The following is a 16,686-nucleotide window of genomic DNA, read 5'->3' on the forward strand; positions in this document are numbered from 1 at the left end:
TCGGCACGACGGAAACGGTGGCGGCCGAGGTTGCTAGGCGCCGGTGATTCCCCGGTGGATGAAGGTGGTGAGGGTCTCGATCGCTTCCTCGTCGGGGATCTTGCCGAACCAGGTGGCCGCGAAGGCCGAGGCCAGCATGCCGAACATCGATGCCACCACGAGGGGCGGGCCGGGCAGGTCGAGGCCCACCAGGTGTTCCGCGAGGTGGTGCTGGTCGGGTTCCATCATCTCGTCGACGATGCGGGCGAACGACGCGTCGACGATCGCCGCCTGCTGGAGTGCGCCCAGGACCGTGCGGTGCCGCCGGTGGAACTGCCAGTACTCGGCCACGTGGTAGCGGACCGCCTCGCGGTCGGCGAAGTCGCTCTTGTGCTCGGGCCGCATGGCGGCCACGTCGCTCTCGGCCAGCAGGTCGGTCAGCAGCGCCTGCAACAGCTGCTCCTTGCTCGAGAAGTGCTTGTAGAACGACCCCGTGGCCCGGCCCGCCTCGGCCGTGATGTCGGTGATCTTGGTGTTCAGATAGCCGACCCGCTCGAAGACCCTGATGGCGGCCGCCTTGAGCTCGGCGCCCGTCTGCGCCGCCTGCTGCTGCCGAACTCCCGTCACTTGACGCAGGTTATCAGCCGGCCGTACGGTGAATCCATGTTCACTGAATCCACGTTCACCGTAATCGTGGGGGCCGGGCCGACCGGTCTCACCCTCGCCCGCGTCCTCCAGCGCCACGGCGTCCCGTTCCGGATCGTCGAGCGCGAGACCAAGCTCTTCGACGGCTCCCGGGCCAAGGGCCTCCAGCCCCGGACCCTGGAGATTCTCGACGACCTCGGTCTGATCGACCGTTTCCTCGCGACCGGTGATGACTATCCCGAGCTGCTCGTCCACCTCCCGGGCGGCGGCACGATGACGCGGAGGATGGCCGAGCCGCGGGAGCCGACCCCGGCCGTGCCCTATCCGAACGGGCTCATGCAGCCGCAGTGGCGCACCTCGGAGCTGCTGGCCGACGGCGTCCCGGTCGAGCTCGGCGTCGGCGTCACCGCCCTGTCCCAGGACGAGGACCGGGTCCATGTCACCCTCGATACCGGTGAAACCATCACGGCCCGCTATGTCGTCGGAGCGGACGGTGGGCGTAGCACCGTACGGAAAGCCCTGGGTGTGGCCTTTGAAGGTGAGACCTTCGAGACCGAGCAGATGATCATCGCGGACGTTCGCCTGGAAGGCCTGGATCGCGACTATTGGCACGTGTGGCCCGGCGAGGACGGCAAGTCGCTCAAGCTGGGCCTGTGCCCGCTGCCGAACACCGGCGACTTCCAGCTCACCGCGTCCCCTTCGGACAGATCGATCGAGGAGCTGGTCGAGGAGGCCGGCCTGAAACTCACGCATATCGGCTGGCGGTCGCTCTACCGGGCCAACATGCGCATGGTCTCGCGCTATCGCGTCGGCAACGTCTTCCTGGCCGGCGACGCCGCGCACGTGCATTCGCCGGCCGGCGGCCAGGGCCTCAACACCGGCATCCAGGATGCCTACAACCTCGGCTGGAAACTCGCGCTGGGTTCGCCTGCGCTTATTGAGTCGTACGAGTCGGAGCGCCTCCCCGTCGCCGCCGACGTGCTGGGCATCTCCACGCGTCTCCATCGCGCGGCCACCATGCGCCGCGACGATCCCGCGCTGCGCCAGCTCACCCTGAACTACCGGGACAGTTCCCTGTCCCGCGACCACCGCCCCACTCCCGGCCCGGTCCGGGCCGGCGATCGTGCCCCCGGTCCGATCTTCGACCTGCTGCGCGGCCCCGAGTTCAAGCTGCTGGCCTTCTCCTGGACCGGCGACCTGCCGGACGGCGCCGTTCGCGTCGACGACCCGGTGGCGCTCGACGCCTACGACGTCCACGAGCCGACGCTGTTCCTCATCCGCCCCGACAACTACGTCGGCTGCGTCTCGTCGTCGCCGGACGACATCGACCGCTACCGGTCGGAGCTCGGCGTCTGAAGGGCGTCGGCCGCGGCCCGTACGAAAGCCCGCACCAGAGAAGTCTCCCCGGCGCTGCGCCACACCGGCGCGTACCGCAGGACAGGAGCGCCGCCGAGCGGGAGGAAGGTGATGTCGTCGCGCCGCCGTGAGGTCGCCGAGTACGACCCGATGGGGCTGATCACGTCGCCCGTGCTGATCGCCGAGAAGGCCTCGGCCAGTGTGGTCACGGTCATGCCGGGGCGGATGGGCCGCCCGGCCGGCGTCACGGCCGGGGTGTGCGCCTCCCACACGTAGCCCGGGATCGGGCCCTCCGGATGGACGACCGGGTAGTCACCGAGATCCTCCATCCGGGCCCGGCCGCGGCGGGCCAGCGGATGGCCGGGCGCGACGGCCAGCACCAGGGTCTCGGTGAACAGTTCGGGCCCGACCGCGAGGTCGGGCTCGCGGACGGGCAGCCAGAGCACCGCGACGTCGACCCGGCCGGCCCGCAGGGCGCTGAGCGGATCGGTCGGCAGGACCTCGCGCATGCGCAGCTCGCACTGGGGATGCCGCTGCCGGAACAGGTCGAGCGCGACCGCGATCTGCTGCGACTGGGTGTCGAACGTGCCGACCGACAGGGTGCCGGCCTGCCCGCGGGCGGCCGCGGTGGCCTCCGCGATCCCGGCCATGATCTCGCCGTAGCCGGCCGCGAGCCGCTCCCGGAGCCGCTCGCCGAGCGGGGTGAGGCGCACAATGCGGCTGGTCCGCTCGAACAGGGCGCCGCCGATCCGGCGTTCCTGCTGCTTGATCGACTGGCTGACCCGGGCCTGGGAGACCCGCAGGCGTTCGGCCGTACGCCCGAAATGAAGCTCCTCGGCCAGCGCCAGGAAGATCTCGATGTCGCGCATCTCCATCGCTCGATCTCCCTCCCTCGTCGCATCCCGATCGCCGGAACGATAACCGACGGCTTATCCGGCGGTGCGATCTTCCCCGTTGTTCGGCATCGCCGGCCCCGCGAGGGTGGGTTCCATGAACGAACTGGTGGTCGACATCCCGCGCCCCGGGATGACGCGATGGCTGGCCGTGGCGCCGCACGGCTTCGTGGCCGGGAGAGCCGGCCTGTGGTCACTGCCGCCGCCGGCGCCGCCGGGCACGGCCCGGCTGAGCATGTCGGTCGAGCCGCGGTGGCGCCGCCGCGGCATCGGATCGCGGCTGCTGGCCGCCGTCCGGGACAGCGCCGCCGGGCTCCGCTTGCTGGCCGACGTGGGAGCGGGCTCGCCGGGGGAGGCGTTCTGCCGGCGGCACGGCTTCCGCCGCACCGGATCGCGGCGCCACGACCTGCTCACCTACTGCGACGTCCACCAGGCCTGGCTGGGCGAGCTGGTCGAGGCCGATCACCCCGGCTATCGCCTGAGTTCGTGGACCGGCGCCCTGCCGGGCGGTCCCGGCGTGGCTTTGCTGACGGCGGCCGAGGCGGGTGGCGGCGATCTGGCGGCCTATGCCATGGCCGTCGCGGGTCCGGGAGAGCGGCCCCGGGCCCGGCAGTACGGCCCAGCGGTGCTACCCGGGCACGGCGAGCGGCAGATCGGCCTCTGGGTCAACGCCGCCCTCATCCAGCGCCTGCGAACGGCCCACCCGTACGTCACCGAGATCGAAGCCGTCGACCCCGGCCACGACGCCGAACTGCTGGCCGTACGCCGGCACCTCGGCTTCCGCCCCGTCCGGCGGACCCGCCTCTACGAGCTCGAGACCAGCCCATGAAGACGAGAAATCCCTGCCTGCTGGCCGCGGGCGCGCTCATCACCCCGAAACCGAGGAGAAGTTCCCATGTCCACACTCGCCATCGCCGCGAAAGCCCTGCGCAAGTCCTACGGCGACAAGGTCGTGCTCGACGGTGTCGACCTCGCCGTGCCCGAAGGAACCATCTTTTCCCTGCTCGGTCCGAACGGGGCCGGCAAGACCACCGCCGTGAAGATCCTGTCGACCCTGATCTCACCGGGCGGCGGCGAGGTGCGGGTCGGCGGTCACGACCTGGCCGCCGATCCGCAGGCCGTGCGGGCCGCGATCGGCGTGACCGGGCAGTTCTCCGCGGTGGACGGTCTGATCACCGGTGAGGAGAACATGCTGCTGATGGCCGACCTGCATCACCTGCCCCGTACCGAAGGACGCCGCCGGGCGGCTGAACTGTTGGCCCGCTTCGACCTGGCCGACGCGGCCGGTAAACCGGCTTCCACCTATTCCGGGGGGATGAAACGGCGGCTGGACATCGCGATGACCCTGGTCGGCCGGCCGCGGATCATCTTCCTCGACGAACCCACCACCGGCCTGGACCCGCGCAGCCGGCACACCATGTGGCAGATCATCCGGGAACTGGTCACCGACGGCGTCACCGTCTTCCTCACCACCCAATACCTGGAGGAAGCCGACCAGCTCGCCGACCGTATCGCCGTGCTCAACAACGGCGTCATCGCCGCCGAGGGCAGCGCCGCCGAACTCAAACGCCTCATCCCCGGCGGGCACGTCCTGCTGCGCTTCACCAACCCGAACACTTACCAGAACGCGGCCGCCGTCCTGCCGGATGCCGGCCGTGACGACGAGGCGCAGTCCTTGCAGATCTCCAGCGGCGGCACCCAACGCGAACTGCGGGCGGTGCTCGACCGGCTCGATGCCGCCGGCGTCGACGCCGACGAACTGACCGTGCACACCCCCGACCTCGACGACGTCTTCTTCGCCCTCACCCAGCCCGTGGAGGTTTCCCGATGACCACCCTCGCCGTTCGTGACTCCTCGACCATGCTGCGCCGCAATCTGCTGCACGCGCGCCGCTACCCGTCGCTGACACTGAACCTGCTGCTCACACCGATCATGCTGCTGCTGTTGTTCGTCTACATATTCGGTGACGCGCTCAGCGCCGGGATAACCGGCGGCGCACCCGACCGAGCCAGATACATCGCCTACCTGGTACCGGGCCTGTTGTTGATGACGATCGGCAGCACCGTGATCGGTACCGCGGTGTCGGTCTCGAACGACATGACCGAAGGCATCATCGCCCGGTTCCGGACCATGGCCATCCACCGCGGCTCCGTCCTCATCGGCCACGTCATCGGCAGCGTCCTGCAATCAGTAGCCAGCGTCATCCTCGTCGGGGCGGTCGCGGTAGCGATCGGGTTCCGCTCCACCGACGCGACCGTGCTGGAATGGCTCGCCGCGTTCGGCCTGCTGGTCCTGTTCGCCCTCGCCCTGACCTGGATCGCCGTCGGTATGGGCCTGGTCAGCCCCAACGCCGAGGCGGCCAGCAACAACGCGATGCCGCTGATCCTGCTGCCCCTGCTGTCCAGCGCGTTCGTCCCAGTCGACTCCATGCCCGGCTGGTTCCAGCCGATCGCCGAATACCAGCCCTTCACCCCGGCCATCGAAACCCTGCGCGGCCTGCTGCTCGGCACCGGCATCGGCCACAACGGCTGGCTCGCGGTCGCCTGGTGCGCGGGCCTGACCATCCTCGGCTACTTCTGGTCCACCGCCCGCTTCAGCGACGACCCGCGCTGACACAGACCCGGTCGCTGACGCGTGCTCGGCGTACTCGAGCGCCGCCCGCTCAGCCGGGGTGAACAGCGTCGGCTCGGGACCAGTCCTCGAAGGACGTCCGGCCGATGCGTGCCTCGCCGAGTGGCACCAGCGAGTCGTGTGTGATCGGCACTCCGAAGTAGGCGGCTGTCGCGTCGGTTCGGAGGGGTCGCGTCTCGCCCCGCGCGGCCAGGACCGGGCCGATGAAGCGGGCGAAGGGGGCACGTTCCCGGCCGGCGATCTCGACCACCCCGTCCAGCGGGGCCGAGGTGACGACGTCGGCCAGAGCGGAGGCGACGTCCGCGGCGGCGATCGGCTGCAGGTCGGCGGCCGGCAGCACGATCTCGCTGTCACGGACCATGCTGGCACCCATGGCCGTGAGGTTCTCGAAGAACTGCGTGGACCGGACAGTGGTGAAGGGGAGGCCCGAGCCGGCGACGAGCCGTTCCTGGGCGGCCTTGGCATCGAGATAGCCGGGGTGTGAGAGACGGTCGGCGCCGACGATCGAGAGCACCACATGGTGACGCACCCCGGCATCGCGTCCGGCGTCGAGCAGGGTCCGGGTGGAGGTGGTGAAGAAGTTCATCACCGTCTCCGGGTCGAAGACCACCCGGTTGGTCACGTCGATGACGGCCTCCGCGGCCCGGAGCGCTTCCTTCACTCCCTGACCCGTGATGGTGTCGAAGCCGGTGCCCGGCGCGGCGGGCACGGCGTCGTGGCCCCGCGCACGCAGCAGAGCGACGACTTTCGATCCGATCAGGCCGGTTCCTCCGGCGACGACGATGCGCATGGCTCCACCCCTCATTACGGATAACTTTTGTCCGTGATGATTCCGGATAACTTTTATCCGAGTCAAGTAGGGTGTGGCCATGAAGATGACGGGCGGGGTGGAGTGGGGGCTGCACTGCTGCGTCGTGCTCAGTGCGGCGACCGAGCCGGTGGCGGCGGCCAAGCTCGCCGAGCTGCACGATGTGTCGGCCACCTACCTGGCCAAACAGCTCCAACTGCTGTCACGGGCCGGCCTCGTGCGCTCGGCGCCGGGGCAGTCGGGCGGATATCTGCTGACGCGGCCCGCGTCCGAGATCACAGTGCTCGACGTGGTCGAGGCGATCGACGGACCACAGCCGGCGTTCCGGTGCACCGAGGTGCGTCAGTGTGGGCCGATGGCCGTTCCCGCGCAGCGGTGTGACACGCCGTGCCCGATCGCCGCGGTCATGGACGCCGCCGACCGGGCGTGGCGCGAGTCGCTGCGCGCGGTCACCATCGGCGCGCTCGCGGCCACCGTCACCGTCACGACGCCGCGTGAGCTGTGGGAGCGAGCTCGCGTCTGGCTGTCCGCCTGAACGTGCTCGACAACCGTGCCGACGTCACCCGTCCGCGATGCCCCTGAGGTGCTCCGCGACGCGGCGGGCCGCCTTCTGGCCGGCCCGCTGGCGGATGAGGCCCTCCTTGGCCACGCCGCGAACGGTGGCGACGGCCCTGCCCTCGTGCTCCCGGAGGGTCACCGTGACGACGGCCGGGTTCAGGTTCATGGCGCCCGAGCCCATCATGGCCTGCCACTCGGCCGTTCTCGTGCCCAGGGCGTCCAGGATCCGGCCGACCAGCTCCCCGGCGGCCGGCAACGACAGCGGGAGCTCCACAGTGGTCTCGAAGATGTCGGCGCGCATCCTCCGGGCTGCGAAGGCCGCTCCCGTCCCCGCGCCCCGTTTCACCTGGTCGCCGACCGCATGGAGGCCCGCGACCAGCAGCTGGTTCTCCTCGGGAGTCAGTTCCATGGCCGGCAGTAGATCATGAGGAGGCGAGTGCGGTGAACCGGCCGTTCAGGTCGTCGACCCATTGCGCCGGCGTGCGATGGTCCGGCAACGCGACCCCGGCCTCGGCGCGCCACAACACGTCACCCAGGACGGCGCGCAGGTGCCAAGCCATGACGCGGTCCACGTCCAGCGTCGTGCCGGAGATCCGCTCGTATCGGGCCACCGTCGCGGTGAACAGTTCGGCACCGCAGTCCCCGGGCAGGCATCGCAGGTCGAACTCGGGTTCGCCGGCGCTCGCGGTCTCCCAGTCGATGACAGCGCGCAGCCGTAACGAGCCGGGATCCCAGAGGTGGTTGTCGCCGTGGAAGTCGCCGTGCACCAGCACGGTCCGGCCGGGCGCCGCGAGCACCCGGTCGGACCAGTCGCACCAGGACAGCACCCGGTCCCGCTGGTCCGGCCGGATCAGCGGCCCGAGCCGGGCCCGGAGGGCGTCCGTCGAGACCTGCGCCATCGGCTCGGGCAGGGTGCCCATGGCCTCGGACACCGCCTTCAGCACGCCGGGCTCGTGCAGACCCGACAGGACCGCCGCGAGATCACCGGCGACGGTCCGGCGTTCAGCCGGCGCGATCAGGTGTCGTACACCGAAGAAAGGCATCGCGGCGACCCGGCGGGTGACCAGCAGCGCCGGGTCGCCGGACGCCGCCGTCACCACGGGCAGCGGCAACGACGGCACTGCCACCCGCAGCACTTCCAGCAGCCGCGCCTGATAGCGGATCCGCAGTGCCGGCGGCTCAGCCCAGGCGAACTTCACCACGAACCGGCCGTCGACCTCGGCGCTGGCCCCGCACCACTGCGGATCATCGCTCGGTTCGAGCCCTCGCGGCACGATGGCGCCGCCGGCCAGCTCCGGCGCCACCCCGCGCAGCGCCGCCCGCAACGCCTCCACCGTCGGCTCGGCCAGCCATGTCACTGCCACCCAGGCAGCATGAACGATCCGGGCGGCCGCCGGTCAACGGGCCGGGCCGATCTCGTCGGCGACCATCTGGGCCGAGAGGGTGACCATGGGCAGGCCGCCGCCCGGGTGGACCGAGCCGCCGACCAGGTACAAGCCCTTGACCGGGCCGTGGTTGACCGGGCGCATCAGGCTGCCGGCGGTGCCGTAGATGGCACCGCCGGGCGCGGCCGTGGACGACGCCAGGTCGGCCGGCGTGCGGATCTCGGTGAAGGCCAGCCGGTCGCGGACCTCCAGGCCGCGGCGGGCCAGCAGGTCAAGGACGTGTTCGCCGTACGCCTCGGCCAGCCCCGGCCGCCGCCAATCGACCGACTGCCAGCCGGTGCCGTGCGGGGGAGCGTTCACCAGCACGAACCAGGCCTCCGACCCGGGTGGGGCCACCGACGGGTCGGCGGCGCGGGTCACGAAGACCGTGGGGTCGGAGGCGGGGCGGGCCCGGCGCGCGGCCGAGCCGAAGATGGCGTCGAACTCGGCGTCGTAGTGACTCGGGAAGAAGACGTTGTGGTGGGCCAGCGACGGCGTCCCGCCCCGCACGCCGAGCAGCATCACGAAACCGGCCAGGCTGCGGTCGGTGAGGCCGGCCAGCCGGCCCGGGGTGGGCAGCAGGTCGCGGTAGACCGTGAGCGCGTCCACGTTGGACACCACGACGTCGGCCGGCACGAAGCGCTCGCCCGTCCGCACGCCGCGGACCCGGCCGTCGGCGGTGTCGATCGCGGAAACCGGGGCGTTCAGGACGATCCGGACTCCGGCGGCGGCACATCGGTCGGCCAGCGCGGTCGCTATCGTCCCCAGACCGCCGGGCAGGTACCAGCCGCCGAAGGCCAGCTCCGCGTACGGGACCGCGGCATGTGCGGCGGGCGCCCGTCGTGGATCGGCCCCGGTGTAGGTGGCGTACCGGTCGAGCATCATCCGCAGCCGCGGGTCGCGCAGATAACGGTAGCCGAGCCCGCGCAGCGTCGTCCCCGGTGCGATCGCGGCCAGGTCACCGACCCGCCACGTGAGGCCCAGCAGCGACGCCGGAGTGACCGGTTGGCGCAGGACCGAGCGCCACGAGGCGTTCCAGATGCGGGCCGCCCGCTTCCAGAAACGGTCCCAGTCCCCGGCGGCGTCACGGCCCAGCGTGTCCGCGATGCGGCCGAGGAAAACCTCGTGGTCGGACGACGAGTCGAGCACCGTCCCGTCCGCGAACACATGCCGCACCACGGGGTCGAGCCGCACCGGCGCGAGCTCCAACTCGGTGAAGACCTGCGGCAGGGTCAGCAGGCTGGGCCCGGTGTCGAAGCGGAAGCCGTCCCGCTCGAAGACTCCCAACTTGCCGCCGAGCGCGCCGGAGCGCTCCAGCACGGTGACGTCGTGTCCGGCGGCCGCCAGCCGGGCCGCCGCGGTCAGCCCGCCCACGCCGGCTCCGATGACGACGATCCTGCTCATACCGGCCTTCCTCGCCAACTCAGCCCACCCCGGCGGCGCAGCCGGAACGACCTCGCCACCAGCCACGCGAAAACCACTGTCGAGATCGGCTGGGCCAGGGCGTCGGGCCAGCTTCGACCGCCGGTCACGCTTGCGGAGATCACCCTTCCCCCCACACCGAGGCCGTACGCCGCCAGCGCCGCACCCGCCGCACTCCACGAGCCCGTGAGGGCGAGGACTGCGGTGGCGAGCGGCGGGGAGGCGTACAGCAGAAGAAGAAGGACCACGACGGCGCCGGCGCCGAAAGGCGTGCCGAACGACTTCCAGAGCGACTTGGCGTAACCGTCGGTGAGCTCGCGCCACGAGTCGTACATGCGGCAGGTGGCCAGCGGCGCCCCGGCGGCGAGGGCGATCCGGCCGCCCGAGCGTTTGACCGCGCGGGCCAGCTCGATGTCCTCGAGGATCTCGCCGCCGACCGCCGCGTGCCCGCCGGCTTTCCGGTACGCCTCGTTGTCGATCACCAGCCACTGGCCGCCGGCCGCGGCCAGCGACGTCCGCGGCGACCGCTCCATGGCCCGCAGCGGCAGGAACGTCAGCCACGACCATTGCAGCAGCGGCTGGACCAGGCGGCCGGCCCCGACGATCTTCGGGTAGGGGGAGAGCAGGCCCACCCGGGCCTCGCGCATCAACGTGACGGCCCCGGCCACGGCGTCGGGCGCGAGCACCACGTCGGCGTCCACAAAAGACAGGACGTCGGCGTCGCTCGCGGCGTCGGCCAGCTGCTGGCAGGCGTGCGGCTTGCCCAGGCGGCCCGGCGGCGGGGGAGTGCCGGTGAGCAGCACGACCTTGTCGCCCGCGATCGAGCGGACGATCTCGGCGGTGCCGTCGGTCGAGCCGTCGTCGAGCACATAGACGGTCAGATCGGCGACGCCGCGCTGGGCCAGCAGCGACTCGAGGCAGGCGGTGACGCGCGAGGCCTCATTTCGTACGGGCAACAGCAGCGCCACCTTCTCGGCGGTGACCGCGCCGCGGGGCGGGCGGCGCAGGAACATCGCGTTCACGGCGGTGTGCGCGGTCAGCGCGACCAGGGGCAGGAGCGCGAGCCAGATCATCGGCGGGGCCGCAGCCGCCACGCCACCGGCAGGACGGCGGCGCCCATCACCACGCCGCCCCAGACGGCGGAGCCGGGGAGGTCCAGGAAGACCGCGTGGGCGAGCACGGAGGAAGCGTACGTCCAGAACCAGAGGGCCAGCATGGGCGTGTCCTCCGGTTGGGGCCCTTTCACTCCGGCCGTCTTCCACAGGACCGCCATGAGGACCAGAGCGAAGCCCAGCCAGCCCAGATAGTTGCCGATCGGGACGCCCGGCACGCCCGGCAGGGCCGGGGTCGGCGACTCCCACACCCAGTAGCCCTCGGCGACCATCTGCGGATCGAGGAACAGATCCCAGGCGGCCAGCCCGACCGCGGCGACCAGGATTTTCGCCCGCGCCGGGAGCCGTTGCGCGGCCAGCCAGGCCGGCCAGGCCATCCACGTCCAGGCGAGCGGGATGATCAGCGGGACGCCGAGCAGCTTCGGGCCGAGCTGGCCCGAGTAGACGTACGTCCCGAAGGGAAAGCCGGTGGCGACGCCGAGCGCCTCGACCGCGAAGCCGCCGAGGGTGGCCGTGCCGACCAGGGCCAGCGCCGCCCGCCGGCCCCGGCTGAGATAGGCGTGCGACACCGACAGCACATATCCGATGAGCACGGTGGCCACGGTGAAGCCGGCCCGGGTGTCACCTTCGGTGAGCGGGTAGCAGATCTGGAGCAGGACGAGCGCGCCGAGCAGGAACCAGGGGATTCGCATTCAGATGCCGACGATGCCCGGTGCTTCCTCGGCCGGGCGCTCGACCAGCGGCAGCCCCCGGCCCAGGATGGCGAACTGCCGCTCGTCGCCCGGGAACAGGAAGTCGCGCAGCACGTCCTCGAAACCGAACCGGCGGTAGAGCCGCCAGGCCCGCGACTTGCGCTCGTCGGCCTCGGGGGTGGAGAGCAGAACGGTGTCGCCCTCGGCCATGGCCAGCAGCGCGCGCAGCTGCCGGGCGCCGACGCCGTGACCCTGGGCGACGGGTCGCACATGCAGCTCGACGACCTCGAAGCAGTCGGCCAGCCAGCGCCGCCGGGCCCGGTCGTCGAGGGCCGAGCGCACCTGGTCGTGCCACCACTGGCCCGGCCCCGAGGTGTAGCCGTAGCCGAAGCCGGCCAGCCGCCCGTCGGTGGTCAGCGTGGCCACGGCCCGGAACCCGGCCCGGCGCACATGGGCGCCGATGTAGCCCCGGCGGGTCTGCAGAAGCTCCCGGCGGTAGCCCATCGCCTCGCCGTAGACGCCGACCACGTCGTCGAGACGACGCAGCAGGTCGTCCGGCTGCCACGCAACGAGCCTCATCGTCCGGTCCCGCCCCCTGCTCCGACATCTTCCGACAGCCAGCCCAGCACCGCCCGGTCGCCGCTGATCTCCTGTACGGCGAACCGCGCGAACAGCTCCTCCGCATACCACCGATCAGTGGGCGTCCGCGCGATCACCGCGCGATGCTCCGGCTGACGGTACGCGAATCGGGCCAGGTCCGCCGCATCACTCCAAAGGCTGACGGTCCCCTGCCAGCCGATCGGAGCCTCACCCATCCCGAAGTAGGCGAGCAGCCCAGGAGCCCGGTCAAGCTCCGTGACCACAGGCGGAACGGCCCGCCAGAACGTCAGCGCCCGAGACGGCCGAAGCCGCGCCCGGGTGAGAGCCAGTGTCATGCCGCTGTGTTTCCCACTCTGCCCGGGCTCGAACGGCGTGCGGCCCGACCATGTGCCCCGGCTGTGCAGCGGGATCAGATCCACCCTCGCCGCGGCGATCGCCAGGCGGTCCCACTCCGGGAAGTGGATCGGCTCGGGGCTGACGGTGACCGCCGCGTAGCGGGTCAAATCGGCTTCTCCCGGGCGGAACCCGCTGGCCGTACCCAGGAATTTGGCGAAAGTGACGCCCGGCGGGACCCTTCGGCGGGCCAGGCGCAGCATGGCCAGACCGGTTCGCCGGGGCGGGACCCGCCAGACGTGCAGGGTGATCGGCATCAGGCCACGTCGGCCGGTGTGCCGGCGGTGACCCGCACCAGCTCGTCGTAGGTGATCGGGAAGACCGCCTGGGGTACGCCGCCCGCGGCCCAGATGACCTCGTACTGCCGCAGCGCCGTGTCGATCAGCGTGCGCACCGGCTTCGGGTGGCCCAGCGGGGCCACGCCGCCGATCGGCTGACCCGTGTGCTCGCGGACGAACTCCGGCGTCGCGCGCTTCAGGCGTCCGATTTGGAGGCTTTCCGCCACTTTATTGGTGTTCACCCGGTGGGCGCCGGACGTCAGCACCAGGAGCGGCTCACCGTCGGCGTCGAAGATCAGGGAGTTGGCGATCTGGCCGACCTCGATGCAGAGGGCCTCGGCCGCCGCGGCCGCCGTGTGCACGGCCTCGTCCAGGATGATCACCTGCGAGTCGGTGGCGCCGGCGGAGTCCAGCGCGTCCTGCACGGCGATGACGTTCGGGTGTGCCTGCATCCCGCTATTCTCACCATCCGAACCGCTCCCGGTGCAGGCGGGCTGGTGGCACCCCCACCCGGCGGGCGGCCCGGAAGACCGCCTCCGCCCACGGGTCGGGCCCACAGACGTACACGTCATGACCCGCGATGTCCGGAGCCAGCGCCCGCAGAGCCTCCGCGTCGTCGTACTCGGCGTAGCCGGCCGGCAGCCAGCTCGTCGCCGACGCGCGCGGGCCCACCAGCGGCACCAGCCGCACCCCGCGATCGGCGGCCAGCCACTCCAGCTCCTCCAGGAACGCCACCTCGTGCGGATGCCGGGTGCGGTAGACGAGCGTGGCCTTTCCTTTCCCGTACGGCAGATCCCACAGCAGCGCGAGCAGCGGTGTCACCCCGACGCCGCAGGCCAGCATGGTCACCGGGCCGCCGGCGTACGTCGCCGCGGTCATCCGCCCGAACGGACCCTCGATCAGCACCCGGGTGCCCGGCCGCAGCGTCGCCACCCGGGCGCTGCCGTCGCCGACCGCCTTCACCGTGATCCGCAGGGAGTCGCGGCGCGGTGGGCCCGACAGCGAGAACGGGTTGCCGCGCAGCCCGGCCCGCCCGTCCAGGAAGCGCCACACGAAGTACTGCCCGGCGCGCGCCGGCAGCCGTTCCAGCCGTCGCCCGCGCAGATAGACCGAGACCAGCCCGGGCGCCTCGGTCCTGATCCCCTGGACGACGAGCCGGTGCCGGGCCGTCCGCCAGATCGGCAGCCCGATGCGGAAGATCACGATGGACGCGGCGGCGATCAGATAGAGACCCCAGAAGTAGACCTTCGCCGCTTTCTCCTGGAAATCACTGCCGAGCAGCAGCATGTGCGGCAGGGCCAGGGCGATGCCCGCATAGGCGTACAAATGAAGCAAATGCCATGACTCATAGCGCAACCGACGCCGCCTCTGCCTCGTCGACGTGATCACGACGAGCGTGAGGGCGGCCAAGGCCGCCACGGCCAGGACCATGCTTTCCAGGGCCAGGGTTTCCCGCAGCCGGCCCATTCGGGTGTACGCCACGACAGCCAGCGCCGCGTGCGCGAGCAGCAGGACGAACGACGTGAAGCCGGTCCAGCGGTGCCAGCGGGCCAGAGCATCCTGCCCGTACGCCCGCTCGACCCACGGGATGCGGGCCATGAGCAGCACCTGGATGAGGAGCAGGTCGGCCGACCAGAGCGCGGCCAGACGGCCCGCGGCCGCGATCCCGCCCGGCGCCTCGCCGAGGTTGGACGTCCACAGTGCCGTGACGGCGATCAGGCTGAACGCGGCGATGAGCTTCGGCACGAGGCCTTTGTACGGTCTGCCCCGCGCGCGCGGGAGGGTCTCGTGAAGAACCTAACGACTTATCAGATTTCGGTTATTCGCCCAGGCCAGTGGCCTCCGCGCTGGCCTCCCAGAGATCGTGGGCCCGCCGCGGATCGACCGCGTGCCGCGACGGCCGGCGGGGCTGGTGGCCGACGTAGTAGGCGCCGTTGACGACCGGGTTGTCGGCCAGCCAGACGAGAAGCTCGCCGGCCGTCTCCGGAGTCGTGAGGAAAGGGGCGAAGCGGTAGAAGAAGCGGGTCAGCTTGCCCGAGCCGAAGTCGCTGCGCACCACGCCCGGATGGAAGGAGACGCTGGTGATGCCCGGCCAGCGGCGGGCGGCCTCGGCCGCGAACAGGATGTTGGCCGCCTTCGCCTTGCTGTACGCCTGCCAGGAGGTGTTCTTCCGGGTGAAGTCGCCGGGGTCGGGCCGCCCGCGCATGTGGGCCCGGGAGGCGGTGACCACCAGCCGCCCGATCCGGTCGTGCAGCAGGCCGGCCAGCAGGAACCCGGCGAGGTGGTTGCTCTGCATGGTGGCCTCGTAGCCGTCCCGGGTGATCCGGTGCTCGGCCACCATGCCGCCGGCGTTGCCGGCCAGGACGTCGATCCGCGGATAGGTCCGCTCCAGGTGGGCGGCGAGTTTGCGTACCTGGTCGAGGTCTTCGAAGTCGGCCCGCTGGACGTCGGGCTCCTTGTAGGGGTCGGGCGCGTAGATGCGGACCGCGGCGTTGACGCGCTTCGCGGCCTCGGCGAGCTTGGCGGGGTTGCGCCCCACGAGAACGAGCTGGTCACCCTGGCGGGCGAACTGCTCGGCGGCGGCCAGGCCGATGCCGGAGCTCGCTCCGGTGACCACGACGATCCGGTCCATCTTCGGATCCTCCCTGTCGATCCTTCGTCGTGCAATCTCTGACTCAGGTCTTAGATTGGGAAGGTGGACGACATCGACCTGGTGCGCGACTTCAACCGGTACTACACGCGTCGCATCGGCGTGCTGAATGACGAATATCTGGGCCAGGGGCGGCCGCTGGGCGAGGCCCGGCTGCTCTTCGAGATCGGGACCGGGGCCGACCTGCGCGACCTGAGGCGGCGGCTCGGGCTCGACTCGGGCTATCTGAGCCGGATGTTGCGCTCGCTGGGCGGCCAGGGGCTGGTCGCGGTGACGCCCCGGCCGGGCGACGCGCGGGTGCGGACGGCGACGCTGACCGAGGCGGGCCGGCGCGAGCTGGCCGACCTGGAGGAGCGTTCCCGGGCCGGCGTGGCCGGGCTGCTGGGGCCGCTGAGCCCGGAGCAGAGGTCCCGGCTCGTGGACGCGCAGGCCGAGATCCGGCGCCTGTTGCGGCTGGCCGCGATCACCCTGACCCCAGTGGCCGACTCCCTGCCGGAGGCCCGGTCCTGCCTGCGGGCGTACGCGGGGGAACTGGCTCTTCGCTTCCCGGAGGGTTACGACGCCGAAGGTGCCCTGCTGCCGCCCGGCACCTTGCACGAGGGCACCTTCCTGCTGGCCACCGAGGAGGGTGACCCGATCGGCTGCGGCTTGTGGCAGCTCTTCTCACCGGGTTCGGCGGAGATCCGTCATCTGTGGGTGAGCCCTGGCGCGCGCGGCCTGGGTCTGGCCCGGCGGCTGCTCGCGGCGCTGGAGTCGGATGCCGCGGCCCGCGGTGTGGCGACGGTCCGCCTGGGCACCCACTCCACGCTGGTGGAGGCGATCGCTCTCTACCGGAGTGCCGGATATCGGGAGATTCCGCCGTACGACGAGTCGCCGTACAACCAGCTCGCCTTTGCGAAGCCCATTTGATCCTTTTCTTCTTGTGTGACGCGCCGGGCCCGCGGGGTTGCTTTTTTGTCGTACACGAGTGCTAGTCTCTTCCTTAGTTAGAACGGATGTTCGAACGAGCGTCCGCTCTGGCGCCGGGAGCTGAGTTTCGCGGCTCGGCCCCCGGTGCGCGGCACCCGCGAAGTGCCGCGCGTGAGGCACCGGGCATTCGCGGGTCCGGGGCCTTCAGACAAGGCAGGACCGTCGTCCGCTGCCCCCGACCCCCGGGTGGCGGGCGACGGACCCGCCGGTGAGTCCGGCCGGGTGTGGTGTGGGGAAGCTTCACGCCCGGCCGGCTGCCCTTCGGGGCGCTGCAAG

The 16,686-nt window shown here is 71.4% G+C and carries 19 protein-coding genes; 6 read left to right on the forward strand and 13 right to left on the reverse strand.

Going from position 1 to position 16,686, the window contains the following annotated elements; all coding sequences use genetic code 11:
• Positions 1 to 33 precede the first annotated feature (33 nt).
• Positions 34 to 606 carry a TetR/AcrR family transcriptional regulator gene (locus ACQP2X_RS09600; RefSeq protein WP_498695856.1) on the reverse strand — a complete coding sequence of 191 codons (573 nt, stop codon included), beginning with the start codon at positions 604 to 606 and terminating at the stop codon, positions 34 to 36.
• 36 nt (positions 607 to 642) lie between these two features.
• Here ACQP2X_RS09600 and ACQP2X_RS09605 point away from each other — a divergent pair, with 36 nt between their 5' ends.
• Positions 643 to 1,980 carry an FAD-dependent monooxygenase gene (locus tag ACQP2X_RS09605; RefSeq protein ID WP_498695858.1) on the forward strand — a complete coding sequence of 446 codons (1,338 nt, stop codon included), beginning with the start codon at positions 643 to 645 and terminating at the stop codon, positions 1,978 to 1,980.
• Here ACQP2X_RS09605 and ACQP2X_RS09610 read toward each other — a convergent pair.
• Positions 1,956 to 2,855, reverse strand: coding sequence for a LysR family transcriptional regulator (locus tag ACQP2X_RS09610; protein WP_498695859.1), 900 nt, complete (start codon positions 2,853 to 2,855; stop codon positions 1,956 to 1,958). The genes ACQP2X_RS09605 and ACQP2X_RS09610 overlap by 25 nt on opposite strands.
• Before the next feature lie 115 nt (positions 2,856 to 2,970).
• On the opposite strand from ACQP2X_RS09610, the gene ACQP2X_RS09615 reads away from it, so the two are divergent.
• The 3 genes from ACQP2X_RS09615 (at position 2,971) to ACQP2X_RS09625 (ending at position 5,486) form a co-directional block, all read left to right on the forward strand.
• Entirely contained in the window at positions 2,971 to 3,702 is a 732-nt protein-coding gene (locus ACQP2X_RS09615) for a GNAT family N-acetyltransferase (RefSeq protein WP_498695860.1), read from the forward strand.
• Positions 3,703 to 3,768: 66 nt separating this feature from the next.
• On the forward strand, positions 3,769 to 4,704 hold the full coding sequence (locus ACQP2X_RS09620; protein WP_498695861.1) for an ATP-binding cassette domain-containing protein: 936 nt from the start codon (positions 3,769 to 3,771) through the stop codon (positions 4,702 to 4,704).
• On the forward strand, positions 4,701 to 5,486 hold the full coding sequence (locus ACQP2X_RS09625; protein WP_498695862.1) for an ABC transporter permease: 786 nt from the start codon (positions 4,701 to 4,703) through the stop codon (positions 5,484 to 5,486). Before ACQP2X_RS09620 ends, ACQP2X_RS09625 begins: the two co-directional genes overlap by 4 nt.
• A gap of 49 nt (positions 5,487 to 5,535) precedes the next feature.
• On the opposite strand, the gene ACQP2X_RS09630 is transcribed toward ACQP2X_RS09625, so the two are convergent.
• Complete coding sequence (locus ACQP2X_RS09630) at positions 5,536 to 6,294, reverse strand: SDR family oxidoreductase (protein ID WP_498695863.1); 759 nt, start codon at positions 6,292 to 6,294, stop codon at positions 5,536 to 5,538.
• Between the two features lie 79 nt (positions 6,295 to 6,373).
• Between ACQP2X_RS09630 and ACQP2X_RS09635 the strand changes: the two genes are divergently transcribed.
• On the forward strand, positions 6,374 to 6,847 hold the full coding sequence (locus tag ACQP2X_RS09635; protein ID WP_498695864.1) for an RrF2 family transcriptional regulator: 474 nt from the start codon (positions 6,374 to 6,376) through the stop codon (positions 6,845 to 6,847).
• Positions 6,848 to 6,871: 24 nt separating this feature from the next.
• Here the strand turns inward: ACQP2X_RS09635 and ACQP2X_RS09640 are convergent, their stop codons facing one another.
• The 10 genes from ACQP2X_RS09640 to ACQP2X_RS09685 all read right to left on the reverse strand — a co-directional run bounded on the left by ACQP2X_RS09640 (position 6,872) and on the right by ACQP2X_RS09685 (position 15,423).
• Positions 6,872 to 7,279 carry a hypothetical protein gene (locus tag ACQP2X_RS09640; RefSeq protein WP_498695865.1) on the reverse strand — a complete coding sequence of 136 codons (408 nt, stop codon included), beginning with the start codon at positions 7,277 to 7,279 and terminating at the stop codon, positions 6,872 to 6,874.
• A 13-nt stretch (positions 7,280 to 7,292) separates the two neighbouring features.
• Entirely contained in the window at positions 7,293 to 8,234 is a 942-nt protein-coding gene (locus ACQP2X_RS09645; protein WP_498695866.1) for a phosphotransferase family protein, read from the reverse strand.
• A 33-nt stretch (positions 8,235 to 8,267) separates the two neighbouring features.
• The gene (locus ACQP2X_RS09650) at positions 8,268 to 9,698 is read right to left on the reverse strand and encodes a phytoene desaturase family protein (RefSeq protein ID WP_498695867.1); all 1,431 of its coding nucleotides are present in this window, start codon (positions 9,696 to 9,698) and stop codon (positions 8,268 to 8,270) included.
• Complete coding sequence (locus tag ACQP2X_RS09655; protein ID WP_498695869.1) at positions 9,695 to 10,789, reverse strand: glycosyltransferase family 2 protein; 1,095 nt, start codon at positions 10,787 to 10,789, stop codon at positions 9,695 to 9,697. Before ACQP2X_RS09655 ends, ACQP2X_RS09650 begins: the two co-directional genes overlap by 4 nt.
• Positions 10,786 to 11,520, reverse strand: coding sequence for a carotenoid biosynthesis protein (locus ACQP2X_RS09660; RefSeq protein WP_498695870.1), 735 nt, complete (start codon positions 11,518 to 11,520; stop codon positions 10,786 to 10,788). Before ACQP2X_RS09660 ends, ACQP2X_RS09655 begins: the two co-directional genes overlap by 4 nt.
• Positions 11,521 to 12,099 (reverse strand): GNAT family N-acetyltransferase, encoded by a 579-nt coding sequence (locus ACQP2X_RS09665; protein ID WP_498695872.1) that lies wholly within the window; start codon positions 12,097 to 12,099, stop codon positions 11,521 to 11,523.
• A complete protein-coding gene (locus ACQP2X_RS09670) occupies positions 12,096 to 12,770 on the reverse strand; it encodes a monooxygenase (RefSeq protein WP_498695873.1) in 675 nt (224 codons plus the stop codon). Before ACQP2X_RS09670 ends, ACQP2X_RS09665 begins: the two co-directional genes overlap by 4 nt.
• The gene (locus tag ACQP2X_RS09675; protein ID WP_498695876.1) at positions 12,770 to 13,243 is read right to left on the reverse strand and encodes a YbaK/EbsC family protein; all 474 of its coding nucleotides are present in this window, start codon (positions 13,241 to 13,243) and stop codon (positions 12,770 to 12,772) included. Before ACQP2X_RS09675 ends, ACQP2X_RS09670 begins: the two co-directional genes overlap by 1 nt.
• Positions 13,244 to 13,253: 10 nt before the next feature.
• Positions 13,254 to 14,537, reverse strand: coding sequence for a ferredoxin reductase family protein (locus ACQP2X_RS09680; RefSeq protein ID WP_498695878.1), 1,284 nt, complete (start codon positions 14,535 to 14,537; stop codon positions 13,254 to 13,256).
• Between the two features lie 73 nt (positions 14,538 to 14,610).
• The gene (locus tag ACQP2X_RS09685; RefSeq protein ID WP_498695880.1) at positions 14,611 to 15,423 is read right to left on the reverse strand and encodes an SDR family NAD(P)-dependent oxidoreductase; all 813 of its coding nucleotides are present in this window, start codon (positions 15,421 to 15,423) and stop codon (positions 14,611 to 14,613) included.
• 63 nt (positions 15,424 to 15,486) lie between these two features.
• Between ACQP2X_RS09685 and ACQP2X_RS09690 the strand changes: the two genes are divergently transcribed.
• A complete protein-coding gene (locus tag ACQP2X_RS09690) occupies positions 15,487 to 16,350 on the forward strand; it encodes a bifunctional helix-turn-helix transcriptional regulator/GNAT family N-acetyltransferase (protein WP_498695882.1) in 864 nt (287 codons plus the stop codon).
• The last annotated feature ends 336 nt before the right edge of the window (positions 16,351 to 16,686 follow it).

The organism is Actinoplanes sp. CA-131856, from assembly GCF_050956135.1.
Taxonomy (GTDB): domain Bacteria; phylum Actinomycetota; class Actinomycetes; order Mycobacteriales; family Micromonosporaceae; genus Actinoplanes.